This is a genomic window from Nocardia niwae NBRC 108934 = DSM 45340 (genome assembly GCF_001613465.1).
Classification (GTDB): domain Bacteria; phylum Actinomycetota; class Actinomycetes; order Mycobacteriales; family Mycobacteriaceae; genus Nocardia; species Nocardia niwae.
The window spans coordinates 56,255-70,614 of sequence record NZ_BDCK01000011.1 but is presented as its reverse complement, the minus strand read 5'-3'; the positions used below and the strand labels follow the sequence as shown (position 1 = coordinate 70,614).

The following is a 14,360-nucleotide window of genomic DNA, read 5'->3' as shown; positions in this document are numbered from 1 at the left end:
TATGGCGGAACCGTTCGCCGCGGGTCCGGCCCGGCCCCCGATGCCGGAGGACGTCGGTACCGCGCGGCAGCTGTGGTGGGGCGTCATCGTCTTCGGCGTCGTGCAGCTGGTCTCTTCGATCCTCGCCGCGCTGGATCAGCGGCACACCTTCGCCGAGGAGGTCTTCGAGCAGGCCAGAGTGCAGGATCCGCAGGTCACGATGGCCAGCGCCGAACTGATGGTGTCGGTGGTCTACATCGTCGTGGTGCTGCTCGGGCTGGGCGTGGCGGCGCTGGCATCGGTGATCGTGCACCAGTTCGGGCGCGGCAAGCCATGGGCGCGCACCCTGCTGACGGTGATCGGCGCATGGGTGGTGGTGATCGGCGTCGGGGCGCTGCTGGCGATCGACGCGGTGACCGGGGCGGCCTCGCTCGTGGCGGGTGGCGCTTCCATCGTTCAGGCGGTGCTCGCGGCCGGAGCCGTCTATCTGTCCCACCGGCCCGAATCCACCGCCTACTTCCAGCCGGGCGGCCGCTGAGCGCGCCGATGGAACACGTTGCCAATTTGTCCCAGACATTCCGGCATGTATGGTGAGGGTTGTCACAGTGGACGTGGGAACCGGTAGTCACTTGCCATCCGTTGTCGTGGATTACGTGCGGGAACTCGGCAAATGGCCCCGGAGGATCGGAGGCAACGATGCGAGTGGTGATCCAGCAGCCGCACAGCATTCGGCGAGATCTGGCCGTCTTGAGCCTGCTGATTCTGTTCGCTGTGTTGACCGTCGCCGTGCTGTTGCTGCCCGGCTCGAGTCACTGATTCCGCTTTCCGCCGTGTCGGAGCACGCTGCCGTGGGGGGCCCGGCGTGACCGCAGCGGCCGCCTTGTTCTCCGAACCGGGTGCCCGGTGGCGTGCGGTGGCCTACGGGCCGATCCTGTGCCTGGCCGTTCTCGTTCTCGAACTCGTCACCGGTGGCGACGTGCACTGGTTCGCCCTGGTGTTCTGTGCCGCGCTGATCGCGGGTTTCGTTGCGCTGCAGGTGGTGGCGGGCAAGCGCCACGTCAGCGTGGAGTTGACCACGGAGACGCTGCGTTCGGGCGCGGAGTCGCTGCCGGTGAGTTCGATCGCGGAGGTCCTTCCCGAACGCGACGAGGACTCCTGGGACGACGAGGAGTGGGAGTCGGCCAGGGCGCTGGGTGAGCTGACCGGCGTGCCCCGCCGCCGCACCGGCATCGGGTTGCGGCTGGCCGACGGCGGCTTGGTGCAGGCCTGGGCCAGAGACCACAAGGCGCTGCGCACGGCGTTGACCGAGGCCGTCCAGCGCAGTTCGGACGGAGTGGACCGTTGAGGCGCTGGATCGTCGCGGTGCTCGTGGAAGTGGATCTGTTCGTGCTCGCGCTGATCGGGGCGGCGCTGAGCGCGCACGCGGGCGTGCGCACCACCGACTTCGCGCCGTCCGGCGACGCCCCGGGTTTCACCGCCACCCGCTACGCCGGACCCTGGTGGCTGTTGGCCGCGGTACTGGTCGCCATGGCCGGCGTGCTGGCCATCGACGCCGCGGCCCGGCTCGGGCGCGGTCTGCGCGGCGGCGAGGCCGGGAGCTGATCGGCGCGAGTCCGCTTGTGGCCGTTTGACCGCGCGGTGCGCGGGAATGCCCAGCACATGAAACCAACTGTCCAGCGAACACTTTTCGGTGCGGTGGCGGCCGGTGTGATCGGCGCGGCCGCGGCCGTACCGGTCACCGCGTCCGCCGAAGCCGTTCCGGGAACACCTGTTCCGGTGACACCGGTTTTCGCGGCGACTCCGCCCGCGCCGTTGCTGCACGCACTGCCCACGCCGTTGGCGTGCCTGGTGACCACCGGGTTCGCCAAGTTCTGCCTGGGCCTCACGTAGCCACGGATTGCCTGCGAACCGCTGCGTACGGCGCGCGAACGCGTTACCGTGCAACCGCGCGCCGCCAGGTGCCCGACGTCGCCGACCGCGCGCTTTGGCTGGAATGGCCCTGGGGCCGTTAGTATTTCGGCCGTAGTTCGAAATGCGTGTCGATGAAGGAAAGTATTCGATGAACCGGTTCGCCGTGAAGATCTTTGCCGCGTTTGCCGTGGCCGCCGCCCTCGGGATCGGAGCCGCGCCCGCGGGCGCGACCCCGGGATTGCCGTTGGAGGACGCGAGCCCGGTCGACGCGCCGATCCTCGTGCCGGATTCGGGTTCCGCGGGCCCCTACAACGGCTTCATGTGCTTCCTGCACACGATGTCGGCCCAGGTTCCCTGCATGTACGCCTGACCGGCCGCGCGCCCGGTCAGTTCCAGTGCTGGTAGATGTCCAGCACACGGCCGTTGCGGGTACCGGGCGCGTTCAGGTAGACGGTGACCGTCCCATCCGGATGGCCTGCGGCCTCGAGCACCACTTGGCGCAGCGTGGCGTGCACCGCGCCGCGGTCGTCGCGGTAGATCTCGGAGTCGCTCTTCAGCCCGGCGCCGATCCGGTTGGGCGGGACGAACATGGTGACCACGGCGGGAATCGGCCCGCCGGCCAGCGCGGTGGTCATCGTGTGGTCCAGCGGGATGGCCAGCCGCGCCTCATCGAGTTGATCGAGCGGCTGCGCGGCGGCGGACCCGGCGCCGAGTGCCACAGCGGCTCCCGCGACGACGGCGAGCACACCCACGCTGACGATGGCAATCCGCATGCAGACCCTCCCGGATGGTGGACGAATGTGAGCTGAGACTACGCACCGGCAACCGCTCAGCGATCGAAATCCGCGCTAACCCCACCTCGGCGTGTTGCCGGGCGGCTGCGGCCTGCATCACTGCACTACACCCTGTCGTCAAACGGATTTTTCGGTGCTGAGAGACTGGAACGCGTGAGTTCTTCTCCGCGCGTGACCAGTGCAACTGTGCCGGTTTCCGCTCAGCTCTTCGACCGGGCGAGTTCGGTGATTCCGGGTGGCGTCAACTCCCCGGTGCGGGCATTTCGATCAGTCGGCGGCACACCGCGATTCATCGCCTCGGCCGACGGCTACACGCTCGTCGACGCCGACGGAAACGAGTACGTGGACCTGATCTGCTCCTGGGGGCCGATGATCCTCGGCCACGCCCACCCCGCGGTCGTCGATGCGGTGCGCCGCGCGGCGAGCGGTGGCCTGTCCTTCGGCGCGCCGACCGAGGCCGAGATCGAACTCGCCGAGGAGATCGTGCGGCGGGTCGAGCCGGTGCAGCGGGTGCGGCTGGTGAACTCCGGCACCGAGGCCACCATGAGCGCGGTCCGGCTGGCCCGCGGCTACACCGGGCGGACCAAGATCATCAAGTTCGCCGGCTGCTATCACGGCCACGTGGACGCGCTGCTCGCGGACGCGGGTTCCGGCGTCGCCACGCTCGGACTGCCCACCTCGCCGGGCGTGACGGGCGCGCAGGCGGCCGACACCATCGTGCTGCCCTACAACGACCTCGACGCCGTCGCCGCCGCGTTCGCCGCGAACCCCGGCGAGATCGCCTGCGTGATCACCGAGGCGGCCGCGGGCAACATGGGTGCGGTCGCGCCGCTGCCGGGGTTCAACGCGGGCCTGCGCGCGCTGACCGCCGAGCACGGTGCGCTGCTCATCATGGACGAGGTGATGACCGGTTTCCGGGTCAGCAGCGCGGGCTGGTTCGGCCGGGAGGGCGTCGCGGGGGACCTCTACACCTACGGCAAGGTGATGAGCGGCGGCCTGCCCGCGGCCGCGTTCGGCGGACGCGCCGAGATCATGAACCATCTCGCGCCGCTCGGGCCGGTCTACCAGGCCGGGACGCTGTCCGGTAACCCGGTCGCCGTGGCCGCGGGCCTCGCCACGTTGCGCGCGGCCGACGATGCGGTCTATGCCGCGCTGGACCGCAACTCCCAACGGCTCGGCGAGCTGTTCTCCTCGGCGCTGACCGCCGCGGGGGTCGGGCACCAAGTCCAGTTCGCGGGCAATATGGTGAGCGTGTTCTTCGCCGAACGCCCGGTCACCGACTACGCCGCCGCCAAGGCGAGCGAGACGTGGCGCTACCCAGCCTTCTTCCACGCCCTGCTCGACGGTGGCGTGTACGCGCCGCCGAGCGCGTTCGAAGCGTGGTTCGTTTCCGCGGCGCTCGACGAAGACGCGTTCGACCGTATCGCTGCCGCCCTGCCCGCCGCCGCGCACGCGGCGGCGGCCGCCACCCCCGAAGGATCCCGCGCGTGACCTCCGACCTCGATCAGCCCGATGCCGACCGGCGCGAGCCGGCCCAGCCGTCCGCCGAGCCGGACGTGACCGCGACGAACGGCGCGGCCGCTGTCGCGTCGGTCATCGACCCGGTCGCGGAGGCGACCGTGATCGACGCGGGCGAGCAGTTCGCCGCCGCGAGCGTCGCCGGGGCCGCGACCATCGAGGCCGTGGCCTCCAAGCTGGTCGACGCGGGCGCTCACTTCGCCGCCGCCGCGGGCGCGAGCGCGCGGGCCCGCAAGGACGGCGAGGCCGCCCCCGCCGCGAACGAGACCTCCGCGCCCGACCCGGTCGAGCCCGCCGACAGCCGGATCGGCGGCGAACGGGCGCATGACGGCGGCACGGCTCCCGTCGAGACGATCGTGCACGTGCTGCGGCACGGCGAGGTGCACAATCCCAACGGCATCCTCTACGGCCGCCTGCCCGGCTTCAGCCTCTCGGTGGCGGGGCGCGCGCAGGCCGCCGCGGTCGCGCGGACCCTGGCCGATCACGACATCGCGCTGGTCATCGCGTCGCCGCTGCAGCGCGCCCAGGAGACCGCCGAGCCGATCGCCGCGCAGCACGACGTCATCGTGCGCACCGACGAGAACCTCATCGAAGCGGGCAACACTTTCGAGGGCCTGCGCGTCTCCGTCGGCGACGGCGCGCTGCGCAAGCCGCGGCACTGGTGGAAGCTGCGCGATCCCTTCACCCCGTCCTGGGGCGAGCCCTACCTGCAGATCGCGCACCGCATGCTGGCGGCGGTGAACAAAGCCCGGGTCGAAGCGGCCGGGCGGGAGGCGGTGCTGGTCTCCCACCAGCTACCGGTGTGGACGCTGCGGCGGTTCCTGCAGGGACAGCGGCTCTGGCACGACCCGCGCCACCGGCAGTGCTCGCTCGCGTCGCTGACCTCGCTGGTCTACCACGGCGACACGCTCGTCGACATCGTCTACTCCGAGCCCGCGGGCGGCTCGGACCCCTCGGTACACGGCGCATGATCCACCGCACCGCGTTCCCCTTCCCGCCCTCGGCACGCGCCGGGCGGGTGCTGCCGGTTCTGCTCGCGTGCGTGGCGCTGATCGCCGCGCTCGCGGGTTGTTCGACCGGTTCGGACGCGGTGGCCACGGGCGGCACCTTCGAATTCGTCTCGCCCGGCGGCAAGACCGACATCCGCTACGACCCGCCCGCCGCGCGCGGGACCATCGGCGAACTGGCCGGTCCGGACCTGATGACGGCGGGCAAGACCACGTCGGTCGAGGACTACGCGGGCAAGGTCGTGGTGCTGAACCTGTGGGGGCAGTGGTGCGGTCCGTGCCGCGCCGAGGCGCCCGCCCTGGAGCAGGTCTACGAGGCGACCAAGGACAAAGGCGTCGCCTTCCTCGGCATCAACGTCCGCGATCCGCAACAGGACAAGGCCCAAGATTTCGTGGTCGACAACAAGGTCGGCTACCCGTCCATCTACGACCCGTCGATGCGCACGCTCTTGGCGCTCGGCGGGAATTTCCCCACCAGTGTCATCCCCACCACTCTCGTCCTCGACCGGCAACACCGGGTCGCCGCGGTCTTCCTGCGGTCCCTGCTCGCCGAGGATCTGCAGCCAGTAATCGAAAGTATCGCCGCGGAGGAAGAACAGTGAATCGCGACCGCCGTACCCGCCACCTGCGTGCCTGTCGGCCACGGCAAGGCGCCCGACGAATCGGCGGCGGATGGGCCGTCGACGACCGGTGGGCGGGTATCGCCACCGTGCCGCGCAGCGTCGCGGCGGAGTCCCTGCTGGACTTCGCCGTGTTCGAGGAACCCGAGACCACCGAGCGGACGGTGGCGCCGGGCCGTGGCGCCGGGCGATCGCCGGAGGACACGCGGGAGGACTCGGTGTGACCCTCGCGCGCACCGCGCCGTGTACCGGGGAGGACCTGTGATGGTGCTCGCCGGCGTCGGTGATTCCTTCCAGCAGACGGCGGCTTCCGGGCCGCTGCTGCTGGCCCTCGGCGCGTGCCTGCTCGCTGGTCTGGTGTCGTTCGCCTCGCCGTGCGTGGTGCCCCTCGTGCCCGGGTACCTGTCCTACCTGGCCGGACTGGTCGGCGCCGAAGCGCCGCCCGCCACCGTCGCGGAGGCCGCTGGGACCCGTCCCGGACGCGCGAGCGTAGCCGCGCCGCGGTTGCGCTCCGGACGGATGCGGGTCGCGGGCGCGGCGGGCTTGTTCGTCGCCGGTTTCACGGTGGTCTTCGTGCTCGCGACCGCGACCGTGTTCGGCGTCATCCAGACCCTCAACGTGAATCGGGAACTGCTGCAACGCATCGGCGGCGTGGTGACGATCCTGATGGGCCTGGTCTTCATCGGCCTGGTGCCCGCGTTGCAGCGCGACACCAGGATGGAGCCGCGCAGGCTCACCAGCCTCATTGGCGCACCGCTGCTGGGCGGGGTGTTCGCGCTGGGCTGGACACCGTGTCTGGGCCCGACGCTGTCCGGTGTCATGGCGGTGGCCGCGGGCACCGACGGGACGACGGCCGTGCGCGGGGTCGCGCTGATCGTCGCCTACTGCCTCGGGCTGGGTCTGCCGTTCGTCGTGCTGGCGTTCGGGTCGGCGAGCGCGTTGCGGGGTGTGGGCTGGCTGCGCCGTAATTCCCGCACCATCCAGATCGTCGGGGGCATGCTGCTCGTCGCGGTCGGCGCCGCGCTGGTCACCGGGGCGTGGGACCAGTTCGTCGCCTGGGTGCGCGACGCGTTCGTCTCCGAGGTGACCCTGCCGATATGACCGTGACCGATCACCCCGCGATCGAAAGCCCCGAACGGCCGCCGCGTCAATCCGTCGCCGGACGCGCGTGGGCGTTCCTGCGCAACACCTGGCGCGGGCTCACGAGCATGCGCACCGCTCTGGTGCTGCTGTTCCTGCTCGCGCTGGCCGCGATTCCCGGTGCGCTGCTGCCGCAGCGCAATCTCAACGAGCAGAAGGTCGAGCAGTACATCGCCGACCGGCCCACGCTCGGCCCCTGGATGGACCGCTTCGAGCTGTTCGACGTGTTCTCCAGTTTCTGGTTCACGGCCGTCTACGTGCTGCTGTTCATCTCACTGGTCGGTTGCATCCTGCCGCGCACGTTCGATCACTACCGCGCGTTGCGTACTCCGCCGGTGCGCGCGCCGCGCAACCTGACCAGGCTGCCGCATCACTATGCGAGCCGGGTCGAGCGGTCGCCGCAGGAGCTGATCGAGCACGCGCGCGCACAACTGCGCGGCTGGCGCAGCGAGGTCCGCCCCGGTCCCCGCGAAGGCGAACTGGCCCTGTCGGCGGAGAAGGGCTACACCCGCGAGCTCGGCAACCTGGTCTTCCATCTCGCGCTGGTCGGCCTGCTGATCGCCATCGCCGTGGGCAAGCTGTTCGGCTACGAGGGCAGCGTCATCGTCCTGGCGAACAACGGACCCGGCTTCTGCACCACCTCGCCCGCGGTGTTCGACTCGTTCAAGGCGGGCAACGTCAACGACGGCACCGGCATGACCCCGCTCTGCGTGCGGGTGAAGGATTTCCGGGCCGACTACCTGACCAACGGGCAGGCCGAGATGTTCACCGCGAACCTCGCCTACCAGGCGGGCGACGATCTGCGGACGAACTCGTGGCGCGATACCCAGGTGCAGGTCAACCATCCGCTCCGGGTTGCCGGTGATCGGCTCTACCTGCAAGGACACGGCTACGCGCCGACCTTCACCGTCACCTTCCCGAACGGCCAGGCCCGCACCGAGTCCATCCAGTGGCGTCCTGACGACGCCTCGACATTCCTGTCCAGCGGCGTGCTGCGGATCGACCCGCCCGGCGGCATGTACGCCACCGACGAGGAACGCCGCAAGAACCAGATCGCGATCGAGGGGTTGTTCGCGCCCACGGCGATGTTCCACGGGTCGTTGCTGAGCTCGGCTTTCCCCGCGATGAATGATCCCGCCGTCGCGGTCGACATCTATCGCGGTGACACCGGCTTGGACACCGGGAAGCCGCAGTCGTTGTTCGCCCTCGACCCCGAGCAGGTCAAGCAGGGCCGGCTGACGAAGGAGGCCAGGGTCAATCTCCGTCCCGGCGAGTCGGCCACGCTGCCGAACGGCACCAAGGTCACCTTCGACGGCGCGCAGGAGTTCGTGAACCTCCAGGTGTCACACGACCCCGCCCAGCAGTGGGTGCTGGTGAGTGCGCTGCTGATGATGGCGGGCCTGCTGGTATCGCTGCTGATCAAGCGCCGCCGGATCTGGGTGCGGGTGTACCCGGCCGAGGACGCGGCCGGTACCGTTGACCAACGACGCACTGTAGTAGAGATGGGCGGGCTCGCCAGGACCGACCAGGCGGGCTGGGGCGGCGAGTTCGATCGGCTGCGCGCCCGCCTGCTCGACGAGCACGCCGAGACCACGGGAGAGTGACCATGCCGATCGACGAGACCATCGCCAGGTACAGCGATTTCGCGTTCAAGACGGCGATCGTGGTGTACGCGCTGGTGCTGGTACTGCTGATCTGGCAGTACGCGACGGCCCGCAGTCGTCAGGTCAGCGAGCGCGAACTGGTGACCGTGGGCGGCGGATCGACACCGCAGGGGCCCGGCCGGGTCGTCGAGCCCGCGCAGCGGCCGCTGTCGGAGCGGCTGGGCAATATGGCGTTCTCGGTGCTGATGGTCGCCATCGCGCTGCACGTCGGCGCGATCGTGTTGCGCGGCTTCGCGACCCACCGCTTCCCGCTGGGCAACATGTACGAGTTCGTCACCATGGCCACGGCCGCCGCCGTGCTGGTCGGGATTCTGCTGTTGCGTGAGCAGCGCTACCGTGCGATGTGGGCGTTCCTGCTGGTCCCGGTGTTGATCCTGCTGTTCCTCGCGGGCACGGTGCTCTACGCCGACGCCGCGCCCGTGGTGCCCGCGTTGAAGTCGTTCTGGCTGCCCGTGCACGTGACCATCGTCAGCGTCGGCAGTGGCGTGTTCCTGTTCGCCGGTGTGGCGAGCATGCTGTTCCTCTACCGCCTGCGCCAGCCGGACGGCCAGGAGTCCGCCAACGTCCTCGGCGCCATCGCCCGCCGCCTGCCCGACGCGCGCACCCTCGACCGGCTCGCCTACAAGGCCACCATCATCGGCTTCCCCCTGTTCGGTGCGGGCGTCATCCTCGGCGCGATCTGGGCCGAAGCCGCCTGGGGCCGCTTCTGGGGCTGGGACCCGAAGGAGACCTGCTCCTTCATCGCCTGGGTCCTCTACGCCGCCTACCTGCACGCCCGCGCCACCTCCGGCTGGCGCGACACCAAGGCCGCCTGGATCAACATCGCCGCCTTCGTCGCGATGCTGTTCAACCTGTTCATCATCAACATGGTGATCAGCGGGTTGCACTCGTACGCGGGGTTGAATTAAGGCGTCCTGACCGCCTGCATCGGCCGTTACCATTGCGGCATGTCGGTGCCACGTATCGAGCGGCCGGACCTTCCCGAGTCGATGACGTGGGAGGAGTTGCAGCGACTTCCCGAGGAGATCGCGGAACAGATCGAGTTGTGGGACGGTCGTGTGGTCTGGGTACGGCGGGGGCCCGGCGAACACCAGGTCTTCACGCGTCGCCTGACGAACTCGCTCGAGCGGTGCGCGCGAAAGTCGATGTCCGACGAGCCGGAACACTGCTGGCGGGTCAACTTCGAAACCAACGTGTTCTTGGGCCGCACCGGGAAGTCCAACTTCCTGACACCGGACTTCCTTGTCCACCGCTGCCTCGAATCCCCTTATCAGGACGTGCGGGGGAATGATGTCGTGCTGGTCGGCGAAGTCTTGTCCCCGTCCAACACACAGACCGACATCGAAGCCGAAAAAGGACGCTACGCCAGCGCCGGGATCCCGTGGTACTGGGAAGTGACGTTGGCCCGTGAGGTCAGCGCGATCGCCACCGTCCGCGCTTATGGTCTGGACATCGGCCATGCGCAGCTGCCGGAGGGGGTCCACCCACTGCGCGCGGCCAACTACATCCTCGCCGCCGAGTGGACCGACGAGAACCCGGATGGGATCGAGTTCGACTTCCCCTTCCCGCTCAGCATCCCGTGGACCGAACTCGAATACTGACGCATGCGTTCGCCGTGATCACACTCCATCCATGCGGGTCGCTCCTTATCGGGCAGGATAGCTGTACCGATGGATGCCTCTCGAGTACCTCCTCTCGAGCGCCTCGGTGCAAGTGCGGTTGCCCGGTGAAGAAGTACGCCAGGTCCCGCTGGCGATCTTCGAGCAGCTGTCGGTGGCCTTCGAGTTTCAGCAGGCATGGACGGACCTGCATCCGATCGGCTTCTGCATGGGCACAAGGGGATTCACCAGGTCGGGCATCAGATCCCCGGGTGCCGACGTCGTTGTGATGCAGACGGAATCAGCAGTCGTGCCGCACGGACGATGAGCCCCGGAGTGCCGCATCTTGCACGCGCGTCAGCTCGAGAGGTGGGCCTCGATGCCGTTGAGCAGGAAGGCGAGACCGATCTGGAAGGTTTGGTCGGCGTCCGGGTGGGCCCCGTCGCGGATGACCGTAGCCAGCGCGGGGAATCGGCCGGTGGCGAAGGTGCGAGTCAGGTAAGGGCCGAAGGATGCCTGCCACTGCTTCTCGTCCATTCCGGTGGCTCGCTCGGCGCGCCGCTCGGCGATCTCCCGGCGTACCGCACCGATCACGTACGCATCGACCGCGGCGACCACCGGCATGACGATGTCCACGTCGACACCGCCCAGTGCGGACACCACGGCTTCACCCCTGGCCAGCGCGTGCGGCCCGAGCTGGGGCCGTCCGCCGAGCAGGTCGGCGAACCATTCGTGCTGGTGAGCGGCTTCTCGGGTGGTTTCGGCAAGGGAGCGCAGCACCTCCCGCCAACCGTCTCCGGCAGGCCGGATCTCGGCGTAGACCGCATCGACCATCAGGTCGAGCAACTCGTCCTTGGTGGCGATGTAGCCGTACAGCCGCATCGGCCCGACGTCAAGCGCGGCCGCGACCTTGCGCAGCGACACCGCTTCCAGACCGTCCGCGTCGGCCAGCCGGATCGCCGCTCGTACGATCCGCTCCCGGCTCAGCGGGGCCGGCACCGGTCGAGGCGGTGGCTCCGGCCGCTCCCATACCAACATGGCGCTGACAATACATCGCACGTTTCAATACACTGTATCTAGGTAATACAGTGTATTGAAGGACGATCATGACTATCACCATCATTGGAGCGGGACTCGGCGGCCTGGCTCTCGCACGGGTGCTGCACAGGAATGGCATCGACTCCGTCGTGTACGAACGCGACGCGTCACGCGACGCGCGCGGTCAGGGCGGCATGCTCGACATCCACTCCGGTCAGCGGGCGCTGCGCGAGGCCGGCCTGATCGACCAGTTCTACGCGATCGCTCGCGGCGAAGGCCAGGACATGCGTCTTCTCGAGCCGGACGGCACCCTCCTGCTCCAGGAGGACACGCCCGACGACGCCCCACTCGATCGCCCCGAGGTCGACCGCGCCGATCTCCGCAATCTGCTGCTGGATTCCCTCCCCGAACGCACGGTGCGCTGGGGGCACGCGTTCGAACGCGCCGACAACGGCCTGCTGCACTTCACCAATGGCGGCAGCGCGACCTACGACCTGCTGGTCGGCGCGGACGGCGCGCAATCGCGGGTCCGCGCGCTGCTCACCGACGCCCGCCCGGCGCATATCGGCCAGAACGTAGTAGAACTCGGCATCCCCGACATCGACCGCACCCACCCCGATCTCGCGGCGATGGTCGGGCGCGGCAACTACTGGGTACTCGGCAACGGAATATCCCTGGCGGCGCAGCGCAACGGCGACGGCCGCGTTCGCATCGGCCTCAGCTTCTACAACACCGCCGAAGACTGGATCGAAACCAGCGGGATCCCGTTCGACGACCCGGCCGCCGCCCGGGAGCGGCTGATCGACCTGCTCCCCGGCTGGCACTCACGGTTCACCGCGCTGATCGCCGCCTGCGACGACACGGTCGCGCCGCGGTCGATCACCACTCTCCCGACCGGCCTGACCTGGCCGTCGACGCCAGGCGTCACTCTGCTCGGCGATGCCGCCCACCTGATGCCGCCGGTGGGAGAGGGCGCCAACATGGCGCTGCTCGACGGCGCCCTGCTCGGTCTCGCGCTGGCCGAGCACCCGGACGACTTTCCCTCCGCCGTCGCGGAATACGAACGTGAGATGTTCGAACGCACCAGTGCCGCCGCTCGGATGTCCGCGGGCATACAGGAAATCCTGATGTCGCCGGACGCCGGCCGGAGAATGCTCGCGTTCTTCCAGCCGAGCTGAAACGCGACCGGCGACGGTCGGCCCGCCGGTCGTCCAGCCGACGCGATCACTTTGCGGTTTTCAGATGCGTGACTCCGCTCGAGGGCATGCGCTGAGGCCCTTGTGTGCGCAAACCGCCTGGCGTCGCATCCATCCGGGCGCACAGTTGTGGGTTCCGTGGGTCAGGACACCAGGTAGAGGCGTTCGTTGGGGAGGCGGGGGAGGCCGGTCGGGTCGCCGGGGAGGACGGTTACCGCGCCGGGGCGGTGGCGAGCGTTCCAGTCTTGGACGAAGATCAACGCGGCGGTCAGGCAGGCTGCGAAAAGAGCGGTGACGCGGACCATCCATCCTGTATCAGGCGGGGAAGCACGCGGCTCAACTGGCCGTACTCGTTGTCGTGGTAGAGCTTCACCGCGGCAACAAGCGACTCGTTCATGCTTCGGTCGGAGGGGATTTCGGCTGCCTGCTCGTTCGCTACAGGTTCGAGCGCCTGTCGAGTCCGGAGCCAAAGACCGCCGCTTTCACCTTCGGGCCGGTGCGGGTTGGGACCGAGCAGCGCAGAAAGCGGACAGCTCATCGCCACGGCCAGTCGCCGAAGCGTCTGTATTCGGGTGTCGTCGCGCTCGCCTTGTTCGATCTTGCGAATCAGGGACAGTGACACCCCTGAATCTCGTGCGAGGTCACGTTGCGTCAGACCGCTCCGCTTGCGAACAGATCGCAAGCGGTCCCCCAGATCTGTGCCCATGGCCCGAGGCTACGGGACTGCCTCATTCTCCGTCAGGTTCGGCTCTACGGGAGCAGAAATCCGGCGACAGCTGTCGCTGACACAGCGGCAAGCAGTGTGGTGCCGAGGGGTCGGCACTGCGCGCCGCACTCTGCCGAGTAGGGGGCGAGTGTTATCCCGGAATAGTAGGGTTTTTATTGCTACCCGATGTCCGAGAATTTGGAGGGAAACCTTTTCAGACTTTCGAACCAAATTGTGCGAGACCGCCTTCGGTCTTCGATTACGCGCAAGCCCGCAACGTGCGAGTTGGCAACACGCCTAAACATCCACCGGCAGAACCAATAATGCTTCGAGTCTCGGGTATTACGGGACACAAGACTTCGCATGTCTGTTAATGCGCAGGCGTCACGGGATGACGGACTGCGCTACGGGCGAGGGGGCGTGCCTACAGCCGCGCGACGCAGACTACGAAATGCCGCTGCTGGTAGACGATTCCGCTGTCGGCCGAGCCGCAGGCGTTCACGTCGACGGTGTTCTGCTTGATGTCGATCACGCGGACCGCGCCCGGCGTGTGGGCGGCGCAGTCGAGGCGCTTGGGGCTGCCGGGGGTCAATTCCATGCAGCCGCCGACGACCCAGTCGATGTCCAGGCACAGCGCGGCCGCCGTCGCGCCGTGCAGGGTTTCGTTGTAGGTGTGGTCGGCGTCGGTGGGGCAGGTGGCGTTGGCCGGTGCCTTCTCGACGACCTTGTAGACCGAGTTCGGGCTGCCACAAGCGGTTTTGTCGATCGCGCCCGCGCCGCCGAGCTGCACGCAGTCGCCGATGTTCACCTGCAGGCTGGTGGCGCTCTTGTTCGACGCGCCGCGCAGCGCCGACGTGGTCGGCAGTGCCTCCGTGGTGGTCGGCACCGGTTCCTCGGTGGTGGGCGGGGGCGTCGATGTGGTTCGCGCGGTGGCGGTCTGAGCGGCTGCGGCCGGCTCCTCGGCGGGGCCGGACATCGATAGCGCGGCGACGACCACGAGAGTGGCCGCCAGTCCGGTCCCGACCATGAAGGCGGCCAGGGTGATACCGGCGCGGACACGTTGGCGCGACACGTACGTCCTCCAGAGCTCTGAACCTTCGAACCCACCTAGCGACCCGAAGTTGTGAATCTTGCGGATTGAAGACCCCGCCATGCTTACACTACGCGGCGCGTCCGCGTCGAGTTTTGC

General features: G+C 68.8%; 19 protein-coding genes. 15 read left to right on the top strand and 4 right to left on the bottom strand.

Going from position 1 to position 14,360, the window contains the following annotated elements:
• The first annotated feature begins 1 nt into the window (after window position 1).
• From NNI01S_RS03205 to NNI01S_RS03185, 5 genes are all read left to right on the top strand, one after another.
• Window positions 2-517 (top strand): hypothetical protein, encoded by a 516-nt coding sequence (locus tag NNI01S_RS03205; RefSeq protein WP_063017309.1) that lies wholly within the window; start codon window positions 2-4, stop codon window positions 515-517.
• 324 nt (window positions 518-841) lie between these two features.
• On the top strand, window positions 842-1,324 hold the full coding sequence (gene mce1N / locus NNI01S_RS03200; protein ID WP_063017307.1) for a transport-regulating membrane protein Mce1N: 483 nt from the start codon (window positions 842-844) through the stop codon (window positions 1,322-1,324).
• Window positions 1,321-1,581: a hypothetical protein gene (locus NNI01S_RS03195; protein ID WP_063017305.1), complete on the top strand. Its 261-nt coding sequence runs from the start codon at window positions 1,321-1,323 to the stop codon at window positions 1,579-1,581. The genes mce1N and NNI01S_RS03195 overlap by 4 nt, the downstream gene beginning before the upstream one ends.
• 57 nt (window positions 1,582-1,638) lie before the next feature.
• Window positions 1,639-1,869: a hypothetical protein gene (locus NNI01S_RS03190; protein WP_157114570.1), complete on the top strand. Its 231-nt coding sequence runs from the start codon at window positions 1,639-1,641 to the stop codon at window positions 1,867-1,869.
• Window positions 1,870-2,038: 169 nt separating this feature from the next.
• The gene (locus NNI01S_RS03185; RefSeq protein ID WP_157114569.1) at window positions 2,039-2,260 is read left to right on the top strand and encodes a hypothetical protein; all 222 of its coding nucleotides are present in this window, start codon (window positions 2,039-2,041) and stop codon (window positions 2,258-2,260) included.
• A gap of 16 nt (window positions 2,261-2,276) precedes the next feature.
• On the opposite strand, the gene NNI01S_RS03180 is transcribed toward NNI01S_RS03185, so the two are convergent.
• Window positions 2,277-2,663, bottom strand: a complete 387-nt coding sequence (locus NNI01S_RS03180; RefSeq protein WP_063017299.1) for a hypothetical protein — start codon at window positions 2,661-2,663, stop codon at window positions 2,277-2,279.
• A gap of 192 nt (window positions 2,664-2,855) precedes the next feature.
• On the opposite strand from NNI01S_RS03180, the gene hemL reads away from it, so the two are divergent.
• The 9 genes from hemL (at window position 2,856) to NNI01S_RS03135 (ending at window position 10,559) form a co-directional block, all read left to right on the top strand.
• Window positions 2,856-4,175 (top strand): glutamate-1-semialdehyde 2,1-aminomutase, encoded by a 1,320-nt coding sequence (gene hemL, locus NNI01S_RS03175; RefSeq protein ID WP_435825096.1) that lies wholly within the window; start codon window positions 2,856-2,858, stop codon window positions 4,173-4,175.
• Window positions 4,176-4,507: 332 nt separating this feature from the next.
• Window positions 4,508-5,173, top strand: a complete 666-nt coding sequence (locus NNI01S_RS03170; protein ID WP_063017500.1) for a histidine phosphatase family protein — start codon at window positions 4,508-4,510, stop codon at window positions 5,171-5,173.
• Complete coding sequence (locus NNI01S_RS03165) at window positions 5,170-5,811, top strand: TlpA disulfide reductase family protein (protein ID WP_063017295.1); 642 nt, start codon at window positions 5,170-5,172, stop codon at window positions 5,809-5,811. The genes NNI01S_RS03170 and NNI01S_RS03165 overlap by 4 nt, the downstream gene beginning before the upstream one ends.
• A complete protein-coding gene (locus NNI01S_RS03160) occupies window positions 5,808-6,053 on the top strand; it encodes a hypothetical protein (protein ID WP_063017293.1) in 246 nt (81 codons plus the stop codon). Before NNI01S_RS03165 ends, NNI01S_RS03160 begins: the two co-directional genes overlap by 4 nt.
• 40 nt (window positions 6,054-6,093) lie before the next feature.
• Window positions 6,094-6,930: a cytochrome c biogenesis CcdA family protein gene (locus NNI01S_RS03155; RefSeq protein ID WP_063017291.1), complete on the top strand. Its 837-nt coding sequence runs from the start codon at window positions 6,094-6,096 to the stop codon at window positions 6,928-6,930.
• Complete coding sequence (gene resB / locus NNI01S_RS03150; protein ID WP_157114568.1) at window positions 6,927-8,573, top strand: cytochrome c biogenesis protein ResB; 1,647 nt, start codon at window positions 6,927-6,929, stop codon at window positions 8,571-8,573. The genes NNI01S_RS03155 and resB overlap by 4 nt, the downstream gene beginning before the upstream one ends.
• A gap of 2 nt (window positions 8,574-8,575) precedes the next feature.
• Window positions 8,576-9,541 (top strand): c-type cytochrome biogenesis protein CcsB, encoded by a 966-nt coding sequence (gene ccsB / locus NNI01S_RS03145; protein ID WP_063017289.1) that lies wholly within the window; start codon window positions 8,576-8,578, stop codon window positions 9,539-9,541.
• Window positions 9,542-9,580: 39 nt separating this feature from the next.
• A complete protein-coding gene (locus NNI01S_RS03140) occupies window positions 9,581-10,234 on the top strand; it encodes a Uma2 family endonuclease (protein WP_063017287.1) in 654 nt (217 codons plus the stop codon).
• A 73-nt stretch (window positions 10,235-10,307) separates the two neighbouring features.
• Entirely contained in the window at window positions 10,308-10,559 is a 252-nt protein-coding gene (locus NNI01S_RS03135) for a hypothetical protein (protein ID WP_063017285.1), read from the top strand.
• Between the two features lie 29 nt (window positions 10,560-10,588).
• On the opposite strand, the gene NNI01S_RS03130 is transcribed toward NNI01S_RS03135, so the two are convergent.
• Complete coding sequence (locus NNI01S_RS03130) at window positions 10,589-11,269, bottom strand: TetR/AcrR family transcriptional regulator (RefSeq protein ID WP_063017283.1); 681 nt, start codon at window positions 11,267-11,269, stop codon at window positions 10,589-10,591.
• Between the two features lie 68 nt (window positions 11,270-11,337).
• Between NNI01S_RS03130 and NNI01S_RS03125 the strand changes: the two genes are divergently transcribed.
• Window positions 11,338-12,447 carry an FAD-dependent oxidoreductase gene (locus NNI01S_RS03125; RefSeq protein ID WP_063017281.1) on the top strand — a complete coding sequence of 370 codons (1,110 nt, stop codon included), beginning with the start codon at window positions 11,338-11,340 and terminating at the stop codon, window positions 12,445-12,447.
• A gap of 286 nt (window positions 12,448-12,733) precedes the next feature.
• On the opposite strand, the gene NNI01S_RS33210 is transcribed toward NNI01S_RS03125, so the two are convergent.
• Complete coding sequence (locus NNI01S_RS33210; protein WP_084488403.1) at window positions 12,734-13,171, bottom strand: helix-turn-helix domain-containing protein; 438 nt, start codon at window positions 13,169-13,171, stop codon at window positions 12,734-12,736.
• A 424-nt stretch (window positions 13,172-13,595) separates the two neighbouring features.
• Window positions 13,596-14,243, bottom strand: coding sequence for an LppU family putative lipoprotein (gene lppU, locus NNI01S_RS03120; RefSeq protein ID WP_063017279.1), 648 nt, complete (start codon window positions 14,241-14,243; stop codon window positions 13,596-13,598).
• Window positions 14,244-14,360: the final 117 nt, after the last annotated feature.